This window comes from Antarcticirhabdus aurantiaca, assembly GCF_009765365.1.
Taxonomy (GTDB): domain Bacteria; phylum Pseudomonadota; class Alphaproteobacteria; order Rhizobiales; family Rhizobiaceae; genus Antarcticirhabdus; species Antarcticirhabdus aurantiaca.
In genome coordinates, this window is the sequence record NZ_VTOM01000002.1 from 270138 (window position 1) to 287271 (window position 17134).

15 protein-coding genes are annotated in these 17134 nt (G+C 70.2%); 6 read left to right on the forward strand and 9 right to left on the reverse strand.

Going from position 1 to position 17134, the window contains the following annotated elements; genetic code table 11:
• The first annotated feature begins 1 nt into the window (after position 1).
• Complete coding sequence (locus FZN60_RS03425) at positions 2-1546, forward strand: UxaA family hydrolase (RefSeq protein WP_158871100.1); 1545 nt, start codon at positions 2-4, stop codon at positions 1544-1546.
• Positions 1547-1563: 17 nt separating this feature from the next.
• Here FZN60_RS03425 and FZN60_RS03430 read toward each other — a convergent pair whose 3' ends face one another.
• From FZN60_RS03430 to FZN60_RS03445, 4 genes are all read right to left on the reverse strand, one after another.
• Positions 1564-2571 (reverse strand): zinc-dependent alcohol dehydrogenase family protein, encoded by a 1008-nt coding sequence (locus FZN60_RS03430; protein ID WP_158871102.1) that lies wholly within the window; start codon positions 2569-2571, stop codon positions 1564-1566.
• A 113-nt stretch (positions 2572-2684) separates the two neighbouring features.
• The gene (glgX, locus tag FZN60_RS03435; protein WP_158871104.1) at positions 2685-5000 is read right to left on the reverse strand and encodes a glycogen debranching protein GlgX; all 2316 of its coding nucleotides are present in this window, start codon (positions 4998-5000) and stop codon (positions 2685-2687) included.
• 111 nt (positions 5001-5111) lie between these two features.
• On the reverse strand, positions 5112-5282 hold the full coding sequence (locus tag FZN60_RS03440) for a YjiS-like domain-containing protein (RefSeq protein ID WP_158871106.1): 171 nt from the start codon (positions 5280-5282) through the stop codon (positions 5112-5114).
• 151 nt (positions 5283-5433) lie between these two features.
• Entirely contained in the window at positions 5434-5646 is a 213-nt protein-coding gene (locus tag FZN60_RS03445) for a hypothetical protein (RefSeq protein ID WP_158871108.1), read from the reverse strand.
• Positions 5647-5830: 184 nt separating this feature from the next.
• On the opposite strand from FZN60_RS03445, the gene FZN60_RS03450 reads away from it, so the two are divergent.
• Positions 5831-7066, forward strand: coding sequence for an aminotransferase-like domain-containing protein (locus FZN60_RS03450; RefSeq protein ID WP_158871110.1), 1236 nt, complete (start codon positions 5831-5833; stop codon positions 7064-7066).
• A 40-nt stretch (positions 7067-7106) separates the two neighbouring features.
• Entirely contained in the window at positions 7107-8285 is a 1179-nt protein-coding gene (locus FZN60_RS03455; RefSeq protein WP_158871112.1) for an aminotransferase, read from the forward strand.
• A gap of 19 nt (positions 8286-8304) precedes the next feature.
• Here FZN60_RS03455 and FZN60_RS03460 read toward each other — a convergent pair whose 3' ends face one another.
• The 5 genes from FZN60_RS03460 to efeU all read right to left on the reverse strand — a co-directional run bounded on the left by FZN60_RS03460 (position 8305) and on the right by efeU (position 13454).
• Complete coding sequence (locus FZN60_RS03460; protein WP_158871115.1) at positions 8305-9027, reverse strand: aspartate/glutamate racemase family protein; 723 nt, start codon at positions 9025-9027, stop codon at positions 8305-8307.
• Positions 9028-9204: 177 nt separating this feature from the next.
• Entirely contained in the window at positions 9205-10029 is an 825-nt protein-coding gene (gene efeO, locus FZN60_RS03465; protein ID WP_158871117.1) for an iron uptake system protein EfeO, read from the reverse strand.
• A gap of 41 nt (positions 10030-10070) precedes the next feature.
• Positions 10071-11363 (reverse strand): iron uptake transporter deferrochelatase/peroxidase subunit, encoded by a 1293-nt coding sequence (gene efeB, locus FZN60_RS03470; protein ID WP_158871119.1) that lies wholly within the window; start codon positions 11361-11363, stop codon positions 10071-10073.
• Positions 11360-12598, reverse strand: a complete 1239-nt coding sequence (efeO, locus tag FZN60_RS03475) for an iron uptake system protein EfeO (RefSeq protein WP_246726568.1) — start codon at positions 12596-12598, stop codon at positions 11360-11362. Before efeO (FZN60_RS03475) ends, efeB begins: the two co-directional genes overlap by 4 nt.
• A 13-nt stretch (positions 12599-12611) precedes the next feature.
• Entirely contained in the window at positions 12612-13454 is an 843-nt protein-coding gene (gene efeU, locus FZN60_RS03480) for an iron uptake transporter permease EfeU (RefSeq protein WP_158871121.1), read from the reverse strand.
• A gap of 330 nt (positions 13455-13784) precedes the next feature.
• Between efeU and FZN60_RS03485 the strand changes: the two genes are divergently transcribed.
• From FZN60_RS03485 to FZN60_RS03495, 3 genes are all read left to right on the forward strand, one after another.
• The gene (locus FZN60_RS03485; RefSeq protein ID WP_246726570.1) at positions 13785-15497 is read left to right on the forward strand and encodes a methyl-accepting chemotaxis protein; all 1713 of its coding nucleotides are present in this window, start codon (positions 13785-13787) and stop codon (positions 15495-15497) included.
• Positions 15498-15589: 92 nt separating this feature from the next.
• Positions 15590-16393: a nucleotidyltransferase family protein gene (locus FZN60_RS03490; protein WP_158871125.1), complete on the forward strand. Its 804-nt coding sequence runs from the start codon at positions 15590-15592 to the stop codon at positions 16391-16393.
• Positions 16359-17132: a metallophosphoesterase family protein gene (locus tag FZN60_RS03495; RefSeq protein ID WP_158871127.1), complete on the forward strand. Its 774-nt coding sequence runs from the start codon at positions 16359-16361 to the stop codon at positions 17130-17132. Before FZN60_RS03490 ends, FZN60_RS03495 begins: the two co-directional genes overlap by 35 nt.
• The last annotated feature ends 2 nt before the right edge of the window (positions 17133-17134 follow it).

Below are 17134 nucleotides of genomic sequence, written 5' to 3' on the forward strand. Positions count from 1 at the left end.
CATGCTCGACGTTCTCGAACGCGCCTCGCCCCTGATCCGCCTGCATCCGGCCGACAACGTCCTGATCGCGCGCGCGACCCTCGACCCCGCCAAAACCCCGACCGTCGACGGCCTCGCCTTGCGCGACCGCATCGGCCAGGGCCACAAGGTGGCGACCGTCGCCATCCCGCAAGGCGCGCCGGTCACGAAGTACGGGCAGACCATCGGCTTCGCCAGCCGCGACATCGAGGCGGGTTCCCACGTCCACACTCACAACCTCGCCATGGCCGAGGTCGACCTGACCCACGAGTTCTGCGCGGGGGCGCAGGAGCCGGACTACGTGCCGGAGGCGGAACGCGCCCGCTTCATGGGCTATCGCCGCCCGAGCGGAAAGGTCGGCACGCGCAACTACCTCGCCATCGTGTCCTCGGTGAACTGCTCGGCGACCGTCTCGCGCGCCGTCGCCGCGCATTTCGCGCCGGCGACGGGGCGGCTCGATGCTTATCCCAACGTCGACGGCGTCATCGCGATCACCCACGGCATGGGCTGCGCGATGAACACGGAGAGCGAGGGCTATCGCTACCTCGCCCGCACGCTGGCGGGCTACGCCACGCACCCGAACGTCGGCGCCGTCCTGATGATCGGGCTCGGCTGCGAGACCAACCAGATCCCGCTCCTCCTCAAGCGCCAGGGCCTGACCGAGGGCGAGGCGCTGCGCACCATGACGATCCAGGGCACGGGCGGCACCCGCGCGACGATCGCCGCCGCGATCGCCGAGATCGAGGCGATGCTGCCGGCGCTGAACGCCGTCCGGCGCACGCCGGAATCGGCCGAGCACATCACGCTGGCGCTCGAATGCGGCGGGTCGGACGGTTATTCCGGCATCTCGGCGAACCCCGCGCTCGGCTTCGCCGCGGACCTCCTGGTGCGCCACGGCGGCACGGCCTGCCTTGCCGAGACGCCGGAGATCTACGGCGCCGAGCATCTTCTGACCCGCCGCGCGGCGACCCCGGCGGTCGCCCAGAAGCTCCTCGACCGGATCGAGTGGTGGCGGGATTATGCCGCGCGCGGCGACGCGGAGCTGAACAACAACCCCTCCCACGGCAACAAGCAGGGCGGTCTCACGACGATCCTCGAGAAGTCGCTCGGGGCGGTCGCGAAAGGCGGCGCCTCGCGCCTCCAGGCGGTCTACGAATACGCGGAAGCGATCGACGAGAAGGGCTTCGTCTTCATGGACACGCCGGGATACGATCCGGTGGCGGTGACGGGCCAGGTCGCGGGCGGCTGCAACCTCATCTGCTTCACCACCGGCCGCGGCTCGGTCTCGGGCTTCAAGCCCGCGCCCTCGCTGAAGCTCGCCACCAACACGCCGATGTTTGAGCGCATGCGCGAGGACATGGACATCGACTGCGGCACGATCGTTTCCGGCACCGAGACGATCGAGGAGAACGGCCGGCGCATCTTCCAGCTGATCCTCGACACCGCCTCGGGCCGCAAGACCGTCAGCGAGAGCTTCGACTACGGCGACAACGAGTTCGTGCCCTGGCAGCTCGGCGCCGTCATGTAGGACGGCGCCGGGGTTCGTCAGAACTCCAGGCAGATCTTGCCGAAGTGCCGGCCGGACTCCTCGTGGCGGAAGGCGTCGGCGATGCCCTCCAGCGGAAAGCTCCGGTCGATCACCGGCCGGATGCCCGTCGCCTCGAGCCCGCGCACCATGTCCTCCTGGTGCCGGCGGCTGCCGACGATGAGACCCTGCAGGCGCTGCTGGCGGGCCATCATGAGCGCGGTCGGGATTTCGCCCGAGCGCCCGGTGAGGACGCCGATCAGCGCGAGGTGACCGCCGATGCGCGCCGCCTTGATCGATTGCGGCAGCGTCGCGGGGCCGCCGACCTCGACCACGTGGTCGACGCCGCGCCCGCCCGTCCAGTCGATGACGGCCGAGCCCCATTCGGGATCGGCCTTGTAGTTCACGGTGAAGTCGGCGCCCATCGCGCGCAGCCGCTCCAGCTTCTCGTCCGATGACGACGTCGCCGCCACCCGCGCGCCCATGGCCTTGGCCATCTGCAGCGCGAAGATCGAGACGCCCCCGGTCCCGAGGACGAGGACGTCGTTGCCGGCCTTCAGACCCCCGTCGACGACGAGCGCCCGCCAGGCGGTGAGGCCGGCGGTGGTCAGCGTCGCGGCTTCCGCGTGGCTCCACCCCTTCGGCGCGCGGGTGAACCAGGAGGCCGGCGCGACGACGCTTTCGCGCGCATAGCCGTCGATCCCGTCGCCGGGCGTCGTCTTGAAGTCGGCGACCGCCGCCTCGCCGTCCTGCCAGAGCGGGAAGAAGCAGGACACGACCGCGTCGCCGGCCGCGAAGTCCTCCACGCCCTCCCCCACGGCCTCCACCGTGCCGGCGCCGTCCGACATGGGGATGCGCCCGTCCTCGGTCGGCATGCGGCCGGAGGCGACGCCATAGTCGTGATAGTTCAGCGAGCTGGCGCTGATCCTCACCCGGATCTGGCCGGGGCCGGGCCGGCCCGGATCGGGCAGGTCGTGGAGGCGGAGGCGGTCGAGGCCGCCGGGCTTGTCGAGGCGGATGGCCTTCATGCCGGATGGGCTCCCTTGGGGTTCTCGTGGTTCTGACGAAAAAGGCGCGGCGCCGGAGATCGATCCGGCGCCGCGCCCCACAATGTGCTGGTACGGGAAGCGGTCGCCCGCCCTCAGGCGAGCGGGGCTTCCTCCGGCTCGTCGCTCTCGGTCTCCGTCTCGTCCACCTCGTCGGAGAAGCGCACGCGCTCGATGGCGGCTTCCGCGAAGGCTTCCGCGACGTGGGCGAAGGCGCGGCTCGCGGCCTCCGAGGTCGGATGGCCTTCCTCGGGCTCCAAGAGGAAGACGAGGAAGGAGCGGCCGGTCGCCATGTAGTCCGTGTTGAACTCGAAGGGCACGAGTTCGTCGCGGTCCGGCAGGTTGGTGTCGACGATGCAGCGCCAGCGAAGGCCGCCCGCGACGTCCGGCAGCTTGAAGTTCACCACGTCGTGGTGGGCGTTCATGACGATGAGCATGGTCGCGTCCGTGCCGGGGCGGCGGACGCCTTCCGACTGGGCGCGGCCGTCGAGAAGGACGCCGAAGCAGCGCGCGCCGGTGTCGGTCCACTCGGCATCGCCCATCTCGCCGCCCGAGGGCGACATCCAGGCGACGTCCTTGACGCCCAGCTCCTCGTCGAAGGTGCCGTGCAGGAAGCGGCCGCGCCGGAGCATCGGCAGCGACTGACGCAGCATGATCAGCTTCTGGACGAACTCGGCGAGGCCGCGGCCTTCTTCCGTGACGTTCCAGTCGATCCAGCCGATCTCGTTGTCCTGCGCATAGGCGTTGTTGTTGCCGTTCTGCGTGCGGGCGAACTCGTCGCCCGCCAGGATCATCGGCGTGCCGCGCGAGAAGAGCAGCGTCGAGAAGAAGTTGCGCAGCTGACGGAAGCGCACCTCGGTGATGCCCTCGTCCTCCGTCGGCCCTTCGACGCCGTAATTGTAGGACAGGTTGTGGCTGTGGCCGTCGCGGTTGTCCTCGCCGTTGGCCTCGTTGTGCTTGTCGTTGTAGCAGACGAGGTCGTGCAGCGTGAAACCGTCATGGGCGGTGATGAAGTTGACGCTCGCCCAGGGGCGACGGCCGCGCTTGTCGAAGAGGTCGGCCGAGGCCGAGATCTTGCCCGCGACCGCCGGGACCTTGCCCTCGTCGCCCTTCCAGAAGGCGCGCACCGTGTCGCGATAACCGTCGTTCCACTCGGCCCAGCCCGGCGGAAAGCGGCCGACCTGGTAGCCGCCGGGGCCGCAGTCCCAGGGTTCGGCGACCATCTTCACTTCGGTCAGCAGCGGGTCCTGCATGCAGGCATGGAGGAAGCTCGACTCCTCCGAGAAGCCGGTCGGCTCGCGGGCGAGAATGGTGGCGAGGTCGAAGCGGAAGCCGTCGACGCGCATCTCGCCGGCCCAGTAGCGAAGCGAGTCCGTCACCATCTGCATCACGCGGGGATGCGACGTGTTGACGGTGTTTCCGGTGCCCGTGTCGTTGATGTAGTAGCGCTTCTGGTCCGGCAGCAGGCGGTAGTAGGCGCTGTTGTCGATGCCCTTGAAGGACAGCGTCGGCCCGAGCTCGTTGCCCTCCGCCGTGTGGTTGTAGACGACGTCGAGGATGACCTCGAGCCCGGCATGGTGGAAGGTCGCGACGAGCTCCTTGAACTCGTTGACGAAGGGCGTGGCGAGGTAGCGCGGATCGGGCGCGAAGAAGCCGAGCGTGTTGTAGCCCCAGTAGTTCCGCAGGCCCTTCTCGACGAGGTAGCTGTCGTCCACGAAGGAGTGGATCGGCAGGAGCTCGACGGAGGTGACGCCGAGGCTCTTGATGTAGTCGACCACGTCGCGGTGCATGAGGCCCGCGAAGGTGCCGCGATCGCTCTTCGGCACGGTCGGATGGCGCTGGGTGAAGCCCTTGACGTGGGTTTCGTAGAAGATCGTGCGCTCCCAGGGCACCTTCGGGCGCCGCTCGTCGCCCCAGGTGAAGGCCTGGTCGACGACCCGTGCCTTCGGCACGAAGGCGGCACTGTCGCGCTCGTCGAAGGACAGGTCCTTGTCGGCGTGGCCGATCGTGTAGCCGAAGAGCGCGTGATCCCACTGCACCGCGCCGACATGTTGCTTGGCGTAGGGGTCGATCAGGAGCTTGTTCGGGTTGAAGCGATGGCCGGCATCGGGCTCGTAGGGGCCGTGGACGCGGTAGCCGTAGACGAGGCCCGGGCGGGCGTCGGGCAGGTACCCGTGGAAGATCTCGTTGGTGTATTCCGGCAGCTCGATGCGCTCGAGCTCGGTCTTGCCCTCGCTGTCGAAGATGCAAAGCTCGACCTTGGTCGCCGTCGACGAGAACAGGGCGAAGTTGACGCCGAGCCCGTCCCAGGTCGCGCCGCGCGGGAAGGGCCGTCCGCTCTCGATGCGCGCGCGCTTGAGCGCGGGCCGACCCGTGATCCGGGCGGCTTTGAAGTTGTTCTCGAATTTCACGGGCCTACCCCAGGTGCCGAAGGAATTGGACCGGAGGAAAGCGCGCGAGGCGGCGAGAAGTTCCTTGCGCCCTAGCGACTTGTTGCAGTGCGGCGCGCCGGAGGCCGCCGATCAGCGAAACCGGGACAGGCCGCGGCCGAGGCGGGCCGGGCGCAGCTGCTCCACGTCCTGGCGCGTCAGGCCGATGTCGTCGAGGAGAACGGCATCGAGCTGGTCGAGGGCGCGGAAGGTGGCGTGGGCCCGGCGGCGCCGGGCGGCGGCTCGAAGAGCGGTGCGGATCATCGCGGGATCTCCCGGGAAAGGACCCGCAGGCGCGTCTCGCGCGAGCGGGTCCGTGGGTGGAGGAGCGAGGATCGTCCGGCCGCGTTGCAGGCGCATGTCGCGGACCGGGAACCGGGTTTCGGCTCCGTGTCCGCCGTGTTGCGAGGGAGTTTTAGGCTTCAGCAGTCAGCCGAGCCCGGCCCGCCGCGGTCAGCCCCCAGGTGATGCCGACCCGGGTGACGAGCCCCAGCTCGTCGAGCCGCTCCAGGTCGGCGCCCTCGGGGATCGTCCCGTGGCCGTCCTCGGCGAGGGCGCCGAGCGTCTTCCAGTCGATGTCGGTGAGTTCGGCTCCGGTCGGCCGGAGCTGCGTGTTCATGTCGTCCATTCGGTTTCGTCCCGTCTTGATGTCTGGGACCTCCCGGGCGACGACATAGGGTCTCCTCCATCCGCCCGCCATGCCGGCCGGATCAGGATCGCGCGAGCCCTCGCGTGCTGCGGCGCGAAATTAGGTCAGCATTGTTGACTTATATGATGCCGCGTGCGAGGCCATCGCGAGGAGGAGCCTCCCCATGAACCCGACCGACCTGTTCGCCACCCGCTCCAGCCGGATGCGGGCCTCCGAGATCCGCGAGCTCCTGAAGCTCCTGGACCAGCCCGACATCATCTCCTTTGCCGGCGGCATCCCGGACCCTGCCCTCTTTCCGAAGGCGGCTTTCGCCGAAGCATATGCCGAGATCCTTCAGGGGCCGGGCGCGGGCGCGGCGCTCCAGTATCAGGTGAGCGAGGGCTACCTGCCGCTCCGACGCTGGCTGGCGGGCGAGATGGGCAAGCTCGGCGTGCCCTGCGACGCGGGGAACATCTTCATCACCTCCGGCTCGCAGCAGGGCCTCGACTATCTCGGCAAGCTGTTCCTGTCGCCGGGCGACACGGCGCTCGTCACCTGGCCGACCTATCTCGGCGCGCTCCAGGCCTTCAACGCCTACGAGCCGCGCTACGACCGGCTGAACCCCGACGGCGGCAACACGACGCCCGCGGCTTACGCCGACGCGGCCGCGGCGGCGGGCGGGCGCGTCAAGCTGTCCTATCTCGTGCCGGACTTCGCCAATCCCAGCGGCGCGACGCTCTCCAAGGCACAGCGCGAGGCGGTGCTCGACCTCTCGGCCGAGCTCGGCACCGTCGTCATCGAGGACGCGGCCTACCGGGCGCTGCGCTACGAGGGCGAGTCCGTGCCGCCGATCCTGGCGCTGGACTGCGCGCGTTCCGGCGGCATCGAGAACGCCCGCACGATCTACTGCGGCAGCTTCTCCAAGATCCTCGCGCCCGGCCTTCGCGTCGGCTGGATCTGCGCGCCGCGCGTCGTCGTCGACAAGCTCGTCCTGATGAAGCAGGCGGCCGACCTCCACAGCCCCTCGATCAACCAGATCGCCATCGCCCACGTCGCCGAGCGCGCCTACGACGCGCAGGTCTCCATGCTGATCGAGAGCTATCGCGCCCGGCGCGACGCGCTGCTCGGCGCGATGGAAGCCGCCATGCCGGCCGGGGTCGCCTGGAACCGCCCGGAAGGCGGCATGTTCGCCTGGGTCACGCTGCCGGAGGGGATCGACGCCGCCGAGCTCCTCGCCCGCTCCGTGCGCGAGGCGCGCGTCGCCTTCGTGCCGGGCGCCGCCTTCCACGCCGACGGGTCGGGCCGCAACACGCTGCGCCTGTCCTTCACCCTTGCCGACGCGCGCGCCGTGAACGAGGGCGTGCCGCGCCTCGCCGCGCTGATCTCTAGCGTCCTCGACGCGCGGTCCGCGGCGGCCTGACGGCGTTGCCTGCGTCGCGCATGCGAGAGGAGGGCATCCGATGAGCCTTGCCAACCCGCTGGTTCGGGGTGTCGGCGCCCCGCCGGTCGCCCTCGGCGCGGCCTGGGGCGCCGCCTATGACGGGCGCGCCGGGCCGCTGATCGACTGCAGCCAGGCCGTTCCCGGCCATCCGCCGCCCGCCCTCCTCGCCGAGGCGCTGGGCCGGGCGGCCGAGGCGCCGGCCGTCGCGCGCTACGGGCCGATCCCCGGCGACCCCGCCTTCCGCGCCGCCTATGCCGCGCACGTCTCGGCCCGCTACGGAACGGAGATCGCGCCCGAGCGCGTCGTCGTCACCGCCGGCTGCAACCAGGCCTTCGTCGCCGCGATCGTCGCGCTCGCCCGCGCCGGCGAGGCCGTGCTCCTGCCGACGCCCTGGTACTTCAACCACCAGATGACGCTCGCCATGCTCGGCATCGAGGCGCGCCCCCTGCCGACCCGCCCCGAGGACGGCTTCCTGGCGAGCCCCGAAGCCGTCGAGGCGGCGATCGACGACAGGGTCCGGGCGCTGGTGATCGTGTCGCCCAACAACCCGACCGGTGCGGTCTATCCGCCGGCGGCGATCGAACGGCTCTTCGCGATCTGCCGCGAGCGCAACATCGCGCTGATCCTCGACGAGACCTATCGCGACTTCCTCGATCCCGAAGCGGGGCCGCCGCACCGCCTCTTCGGCATGGAGGGCGCGGACACCCACCTCCTCAGCCTTTATTCCTTCTCCAAGGCCTACGCGATCCCGGGCCACCGGCTCGGGGCGGTGGTGGCCGGGACGGGCATGGTGGGGGAGCTGGTCAAGGTGATCGACTGCGTCCAGATCTGCGCCCCGCGCGTGCCGCAGGCGGCGCTCGCGGCGGACGGGATGATCGCGGCGCTCGCGCCGTTCCGCGACGAGACGGCCCGCGCCATCGCCGCGCGCGCCGCGCTCTTTCGCGACACGATCGCGGCGGTGCCGGGCTGGGATCTCCTCCAGATCGGCGCCTACTTCGCCTATCTGCGCCACCCCTTCCGCGGCGTGTCCTCGCGCATCGTGGCGGAGGCGCTGGCTGAGCGGATGGGCATCGTCGCCCTGCCCGGATCGTTCTTCGGACCGGCGGGCGAGGACTTCCTGCGCGTCGCCTTCGCCAATGTCGGCGACGCCGCGGTGGCCGAGATCGGCCGGCGCCTGTCGCGCTTCCGGCTGGACTGAAGGCGCCGGCTCTCGGCCCTCAGCCCGCGAGGGCGAGAGCCTCGGTGCCGAGCGACAGCTCCACCGCCGCGTCGGCGTGGAGGAGCGTCGAGTCGAAGACCGGCAGGCAGAGATCCGCCGGACCGACGAGGAGGCCGATCTCGGTGCAGCCGAGGATCACGCTGTCGGCGCCTTGCGCGCGGGCGGCCTGCGCGACGATCGCCCGGTAGCGCTCGCGCGACTTCGGACAGACGATCCCGCGGCACAGCTCGCCGAAGATGATGTCGTGGACGGCGGCGCGGTCGGCCTCGGCCTCCGGCACGACGGCGCGAATGCCGGTGCGCGCCGCGAGCCGGTCGCGCCAGAAGCCGTCCTCCATCGTGTAGCGGGTCGCCAGAAGCAGCGGGCGGCGCCGGCCGGCGGCGACCAGCGCCTCGCCCGTCACGTCGCAGATGTGGACGAGCGGCACCCGCACCGCGGCGCGGACCTCGTCGGCAAGGCGGTGCATGGTGTTGGTGCAGATCACGATCATCCGCGCGCCGGCGGCTTCGAGCTCGCGCGCGGCCGTGGCGAGGCGCCGCCCGGCCTCCGCCCAGTTGCCCGCCTTCTGCAGCTCGACGATGTCGTGGAAGTCGACCGAGCGCATGACGATGTCGGCCGAATGGAGGCCGCCGAGGCGCTCGCGCACCATCTCGTTGATGCGCCTGTAATAGACCGCGGTGCTTTCCCAGCTCATCCCGCCGATCAGACCGATCCGCTCCATCTCGCCCGCTCCCTCGTTTCCGGTGCGAGGCGGATGATAGCGCGAACCGCCCGAAAGCGGTTCGCGTTCTTTCGCGCGATATCAGCTATTTATAGATTCAGGTGCTCTTAGATCGCTCTGAAGTGGCATTCAATGCTATTTTCAACGATCTTATGAGGATATCGATCCCGGCAGCTCTCAGTCCAGGCCGAGCTTGCCGCGCAGGGTCGAGAGGTCCTCGGCCAGCGTGTTCACGTTGGCGGCCAGCACGCGGCGGTCGTCGTCGGTCAGGGCTTCGTAGAGCTTGAAGCCGTCGCCCTCGCGGTACTTGGCGAGGGTCTCGTCGACCGTGTCGAAGCTCGCATCCACCTTGGCGACGAAGGCGGCGTCGTCGGTCTGGATCAGCGGCCGGACGAGGTCGAAGATCTTGCGCGAGCCGTCGAAGTTCGCCTGGAAGTCCCAAAGGTCGGTGCGGCTGTAGCGGTTCTCCTCGCCGGAGATCTTGGTCGCCGCGACCTCCTCCATCAGCGCCGCCGCGCCTCCGACGACCTTTTCAGGCGGCAGGACGAGGTTCTCGATACGCGACTGGAGGTCGGTCACGTCCGCCATCAGCTTGTCGGCGACGGGGCCGAGGCCCTCGGCCGAGTTCTTCGAGAACAGGCCGTACTCGATGCGGTGGAAGCCGATGAAGCCGGGATCCTCTTCCGCCTTCTCGTGATCGTCGGCGCGCGAGTCGATCGAGGCGTCGAGGTCGCTGAAGAGCTCGGCGATCGGCTCCACCGCCTCGTAGCTCATGCGCGTCGAGGGGAAGAGGTGCTTGGCCGTCTCGACGTCGCCCACCTTCACCGCGTCGGTGAAGGCCTTGGTGTCGGTGACGAGCTGGTCGAGCTTCTCGGACACGTAGATCTTGTAGTCCGCGACCGGCTGGACGATGTCGAGCGGCGACACGTTGGCCGAGGCGAGGCCGGGCGCGGCGGCGAGGAAGGCGAGCGCCGCGGCGCCGCGGAGGGTGAGCTTCGGCATGGGATCGGACTCCGTGAACGAGGAAGGGGTGCGGGAGCGCTTCAGGCGGAGGCCGCCTCGAGAAGCGGGCGGCCGAGATAGTCGCCGGGCGCTTCGACGCCCGGCAGGGTGAAGAAGTAGCCGCCGCCGACGGGCTTGACGTATTCCTCCAGCGGCTCGCCATCGAGCCGCTTCTGGACGGCGATGAACGCGGCTTCGAGGTCGGCCTGGTAGGCGATGAAGAGGAGCCCCTGGTCGAGCTGGCCGTTCTTCGTGACGCCGTTGGAATAGTTGAAGGGCCGGCGCAGCATGAGGCTCGCCTCCGAGCCGGGCGTCCTCGGATTGGCGAGGCGGATGTGGGCGTCGAAGGGCGTCAGGGCACCGTCCGGATCGGCGGCGTAGTCGGGCAGCTCGGCCTCGTCGGTTCCGGTCATCGGCGCGCCGCTGGCCTTCAGGCGGCCGATGATGCGCTCCTGCTCGCCGAGCGGGGTGCGGTCCCAGCGCTCGACGAAGTTGCGGATGATGCGCACCGCCTGATAGCTGCCGCCCGTCGTCCAGGCCGGTTCGCCGTTCTCGCCGCCGCGCGTCCAGACGACGCGCTCCATCAGGGGCTCGTCGCGCGAGTCCGGATTGGCCGAGCCGTCGCGGAAGCCGAGGAAGTTGCGCGCGCTTTCCGTGCGCCCGTCGGGGCGCGGCGCCAGGATCGGCACGGTTCCTTCCTGCTTCCAGCGGATCAGGAGGAGGTCCGGCGCCTGCTTGATGAGGTCGCGCAGCGCGTGGATCGTCGCGTCGGGCGTGTTGGCGCAGATCTGGACGCTGAGGTCGCCGTGGCAAAGGTCGGCGTCGAGCGCGTCGTTCGGGAACTTCGTCATGCGGCTGAGGCGCGCCGGCCTCAGCGGCGCGGCCCAGGGCCGGTTCTCGAAGAAGGAGGCGCCGAGCGAGAGCGTCATCGTCAGGCGGTCGGGCGGCACCACGGGACCGAGGATGCCGCTGTCGGGCGGCGGCAGCTTCGGGTCGAGCTCGGGCACCGGGCCGCCGACGGCGAGAAAGGCGAAGCGCTCGGTCAGGAGCCGGAACAAGCGCTCGACCTCCTCCGGTGTCCTGGCCAGCGTGTCGAAGCTCGCGATCATCCCGGCGGCCGGCCGGGGCGTCACGATGCCGGCCTGACGGCGCCCGTAGAAGGGAACGGCAGCGTTGGCGTCGGCGCTTTCCGGCGCGTCGGCCGCCTCGTTGCCGGCAAGGCTCGCGGCGCCCGCCGGGCAGGCGGCCGCCGCCGCGGCTCCCAGGCCGAGCCCGAGAAGCAGCCGGCGCCGGTCGGTGACGAGGCCGTGGGCGGGGCAGCGCGGCGCGGTCACGTGAGGTCTCCTTCGCCGAGCCCGAGCGCGGCGTTCATCGCCGAGAGGCTGTCGCGCAGCGCCCGCGCTCGTGCCGCAAGCGCCTCGCGTGCGGGCGCGTCGACGGCGCCGTAGGACGGATAGCCGTTCGCGCCCCGCAGGGCCGCGAGCGCGGCGTCGAACTCGGCCAGCCGCGCTTCCACCTGGCCGGCGGCGGCCGGCGCGCCGTCCTCGGCGATCGGCACGAAGAGGCGGGCGATCTTGGCGACGCCCAACAGCTCCGCCTCGATGTCGGCGAGGTCGCTCGCGGCGTAAGCGTCCTCGCCGGCGGGGATGGTCGTGTCGGCGAGCGCGGCGAGCCGGCGCTCGGCGTTCTCGCCCATGCCCTGCGGCGTCGGCCTGTCGGCCCGCAGCCGCTCCTTCAGCGTCGCCGCGTCCGCCGCGAGCTTGGCCGAGACGGGCGCGAGGCCGTCGAGGCTGTTGCGCGCGAAGAGACCGTATTCGAGGCGGTGGAAGCCGGTGAAGGCCGGGTCGGCCTCGCGCTTTTCCAGATAGGCGGCCTGCGCGTTCATCGCCGCGTCGAGGTCGCCCTGGCGCGCGGCGGCGGGCCGCAGGCGCATGAAGGGCAGGCGCGCCGCGGCATAGGCGGTGCGCGCCGCGTCGAGGTCGCCCGAGCGCACCGCCGCATCCAGGGCCGCCGTCGCCTTGACGAGGCGGTTCGCTTCCGCGCCGACGAAGACCTGGTATTCGGCGAGCGGGCCGATGAAGGCGGTGAGGGCGGGCCGGGTCGCCGGCGCGCCGGCCGTCACTGCGGCGGCGGTGACGGTGAGGGTTCCGCGCGGGTTCGACAGGAGGCCGCAGGTGATGGCGTAGCTGCCGGGAGAAAGGCGGACGGACAGCGTCTGCGTGATGCCGGGCGCGATGTTCTCGCGCTCCTCCATCACCATGACGCCGTCGAGGATCTCCCATTCCGTCGCGCGGTCGGTCTCGTTGACGATTCGGAAGGTGGAGCGCCCGGCGGGCACCTCCAGCGCCATCGGCTCGCAGGCGCCGTTCCGCAGCGTCACGGTGACGGCGTCCGCGTCGGCGGGGCCGCGCGAGGCCGCGACCTGCGAGGCGGCGTAGAAGGCGAAGCCGCCCGCCAGCATCAGGACCGCCCCGCCGACGGCCGAGAGGCGCATCATCCGCTGCGCGCGCGGGCTCGGCGCGCCGGATCCGTTCGGCGGAGAAGAGGGACGGGACGCGGGAGCGGTCACGGCGAGCCTCCGGTCACAGGCCGGCCGCGGCCGGGCGGGGCGCGCCGGTGTCGCCGCCCGCGGGCTTCAGGAACAGCGTCAGCGAGGCGACGAGGAACAGGACGTAGACGATCAGCTCGCCCAGCGTCGGATCCGGCACGTAGCCGAGGAGCCCGGCGAGAACCACGCCGACCGGGCCGTCGGCCGGAAGCCAGCCGGACAGGTCGAAGGGCACGGCCTGAAGTCCGTTCCAGAGGCCGGCCTCGTGAAGGTGGCGCAGCGAGCCGGCGAGGAGCCCGGCCGCGACGAAGAGGATGAAGACGCCGGTCCAGCGGAAGAAGCGCTTGAGGTCGAGGCGCAGGCCCCAGGCATAGATGCCGTAGCCGAGAACCGCCGAGACGCCGATGCCGAGAAGCGCGCCGAGCGGGGCTGCCGCCCCCTGGCTCTGCTGGAAGAGGGCGAGGAGAAAGAACACGGATTCCAGACCTTCGCGCGCGACGGCGAAGAAGACGAGGCCGATCAGCGCCACGCCGCGCCCCGAGCCGCCCGCGAGCGCCGCGTCGATCGAGGCCCGGAGATCGCTGGACATCGAGCGCGCCGCCCGCCGCATCCACAGGACCATCGCCGTCAGCATGCCCGCCGCGACGAGGCCGACGAGCGCCTCGAACAGTTCCTGGATCCCTTGCGGAAACTCGGCGCTGGCGAGCTGGAGGCCGGCACCGGCGAACAAGGACAGGGCGAGCGCCAGGAAGATCCCGGTCCAGACCGCCGGCAGCCAGGCGGCGCGGCCGGTCCGGGCGAGATAGCCGGCGACGATGCCGACCACCAGGGCCGCTTCGAGCCCCTCGCGGAGCATGATGAGGAATGGAACGAGCATGGGCGACCGTACGAGCGGTGACGCGGATGCCGGGCGTCATAATCCATTCCGGAAAAGCAAACAATAACAATAGATTGGAACGATTCCAGGGTAAGGGCGACGGGTCGCGCTACCGCGGATGACATACTGGAACCAGACGATGCAGATGATGTAATCTCAGAATGTTATAGAACTGGAAGGTCTATAAACGCGGGGAAAACACGATGGGAAGTAGACCTTAGTTTATTTAAACTAAAGAAACATACATTGCCGTTACTTTCGCACCCAATGGCCGGTCACACGATGCGGCAGCTCGCAATAGTGAGGACGAGGATGCGATTACCGATCCGGATGAAGCTAGCGGCGTCGTTCGGTGCCGTACTGATCATGATCGCCGGTGCCGGCTATGTCGGCCTGTCGGGCATGTCGCAAACCAGCGCGGCCATGACGAGTTTCGTGAAAGGGCCCTTCGCCCGCATGGAGAACATCCAGGGCGTGCAGCTCGCGATCACCGACGCCCGCCGTGCGACCGTGCGGCTGATGATCACATCCGATGCGGCCGAGCTGGACCGGCTCAAGGCGCAGCTGACGAAGGACTGGGGTCTGCTCGACCAGAAGATCGACGGCCTTCGGCAGGCGTCCACGCCCGAGGAATGGCAGGCCTTCGCGCCCGTCCAGCCGACGATCGACGAGATGAAGTCGGTGATTAACGAGATCGTCGAACTCGTCGGCGAGGCCGACCGCGATGCGGCCGCGATGAAGTCGGCCCAGGAGCTGATCGAGGTGCGGCAGGCGCCTATCGCCGAGGAGCTCGCGACCCGTCTCGGCGCTTTGACGGACGCCACCCTGAACGAGGCCAACAGCTACGCCGCCGCATCGACCGCGACCTTCGAGTCCGCCCGCGCCTGGATGGTGGCCATCCTGGCGGCCGCGCTCCTGGCCGGGGTCGGCGCGGCGGCGTGGATCGGCTCGACGTTGAACCGCGGCCTGAAGCTGGCTGTGCACCATGCCGAGAAGATCGGGCGCGGCGACATCTCCGAGCGGATTAACCACAACTACAACGACGAGATCGGCGATCTCCTGACGGCGATCTGCCAGATGCGGCTGAAGCTGAACGGGATCATCGGCAGCGTCCTGGGCTCCGCGGGCCAGGTCGCCTCCGGTTCGGCCTTGTCGGCGCAGACGGCCGAGCAGCTCTCCTCCGGCTCGACCGAGCAGGCCGCGGCTTCCGAGCAGGCTTCGGCCGCGGTCGAGGAGATGACGGCCAACGTTCGTCAGAACGCCGACAACGCCGCCCAGACCGAGAAGATCGCGGCCCAGGCGAACGTCAACGCCGAGAAGACAGGCACTGCCGTCGCCCAGTCGGTGGAGGCCATGCGCACCATCGCCGAGAAGATCACGGTGGTGCAGGAGATCGCCCGCCAGACGGATCTCCTGGCGCTCAACGCCGCCATCGAGGCCGCCCGCGCCGGCAGCCACGGCAAGGGCTTCGCGGTCGTCGCTTCGGAAGTGAGGAAGCTCGCCGAGCGCAGCCAACAGGCGGCGGCCGAGATCGGCGAGCTGTCGGTGTCGACGCTGCAGGTCTCGGAGGAAGCGGGCGAGATGCTGCAGCGGCTGGTGCCGGACATTCGCCGCACGGCCGAGCTGGTGGGCGAGATCTCGGCGGCCTGCCGCGAGCAGTCGATCGGCATCGAGCAGATCAACCAGGCCATCCAGCAGCTCGACCAGGTGACGCAAGCCAACGCGGGCGCCGCCAACGAGATGACCGCGACGGCGGGCGAGCTGTCGGCCGAGGCCGAGGCCCTCAACGAGCGCGCCGGCTTCTTCCGGATCGACACGGAGACGCCGGCCGCGGTTGCGACCCGGCCGCAGACGCCGCGTGCCGCGGCGCCGGCTCCGGCTTCCTCTGCCGCTCCGGCTCGCCAGGACGTTCGCGCGCTTCAGGCGCGGGCGAGCGGCTTCCAGCCGGCACGCCGCCCGGCGGCGTCCTCCCGCGGCGTCGCGCTCGACCTCGACAGCGGCAGCGGCAACGACGATGCCGGCTTCGAGCGCATGAGCGGCTGATGCCCTCGCGCGGCGCGGCGGCCGGAACCCACCGCGCCGCGCCCCGTTGAGCCCGACGGGCGGCGCGAGGCCGGCCGCGGAGCCAGACGCGCATGAACCATCAGCCATCCGGCGTCCCCGCGGGCGGGGCCGCCTTCGACGCCAAGGCCTCGCCGATCCTCAAGGACCCGGAGGCGGAAAGCTTCTACGTCGAGGTGCTCGAGGAGCTGCACGCGGCGGGCATGCCCTTCCTTCTCGCCGGCACCTATGCCGTCAGCGCCTATACCGGCATCGTGCGCGAAACGAAGGACCTCGACATCTTCTGCAAGGCGGGCGACTTCCCGCGCATCCTCGCCCATTTCCAGGCCAAGGGCCACGCCGTCGAGATCGAGGACGAGCGCTGGCTCGGCAAGGTCTTCAAGGGCAAGCACTTCTTCGACGTCATCTTCGCCTCGTCCAACGGCACCATGCCCGTCGGCGACGCCTGGTTCGAGCATTCGCGCCGGATCGACCTCTTCGGCACGCCGGTGCGCATCATCGGCCCGACCGAGCTCGTCTTCTCCAAGAGCTTCATCCAGCTGCGCCACCGCTACGACGGCAACGACGTCGCCCACGTCATCCTGAAGGCCCACGACCAGATCGATTGGGAGCGGCTCCTCGGCTACATGGAGCTGCATTGGGAGGTGCTGCTCACCCACCTCCTCACCTTCCGCTGGATCTATCCGACCGAGCGCGAGCACGTGCCCGCCTGGCTCCTCGACGAGCTGCTGGAGCGCCTCGCCAGGCAGCGCGAGCTGCCCGCCCCGCAGATGAAGGTCTGCCGCGGGCGCATGTTCTCGCGCATCGACTACGAGATCGACGTCAAGGAATGGGGTTTTGCCGATGTCGGAGGCGAGGGCGAGTGGCGCAACGATTGACGAGCGGACGGAGGGCGGCGATCCCGACCGGCGGCGCCTGAGGGTCGCGGCGATCGGCGATCTCCACGTCAAGGAGACCGACCGCCATCCCTGGCGCGACCTCTTCGCCGATGTCGGCCGCAACGCGCAGGCGCTGGCGATCGTCGGCGACCTCACCGATCTCGGCAAGGTGCGGGAGGCCGAGATCCTCGCCGAGGACATGCGCTCCTGCTCGGTGCCGGTAGTGGCGGTCCTCGGCAACCACGACTACGAGAGCGGGCAGGTCGAGGAGGTCTCGATTATCCTGCGCCAGGCCGGCGTTCACCTCCTCGACGGGCAGGCGGTGGAGATCGAGGGCCTGAGCTTCGTCGGCGTGAAGGGCTTTGCCGGCGGCTTCGGCCGGGCGATGCTCGGCTCCTTCGGCGAGCCGGCGATCAAGGCCATGGTGGCCGAAAGCGTCGCCGAGGCGATGAAGCTGGAGAACGGCCTGCGGAGCGTTCGCACGCGGCGCGCCCTCGTGCTTCTCCACTACGCGCCGATCGCCGAGACGGTGATGGGCGAGCCGCCGGAGATTTTCCCCTTTCTCGGCTCCTCGCGGCTCGCCGAGACGATCGACCGCTTTCCCGTCGGCGCCGTGATCCACGGCCACGCCCATCGCGGCGCCTTCGAGGGGCGCACCCCCGGCGGCGCGCCGGTCTACAACGTGGCGCGCCACATCCCCAAACCCGAGGGGCGCCCCTACGCGCTCCTGGAACTGTGACA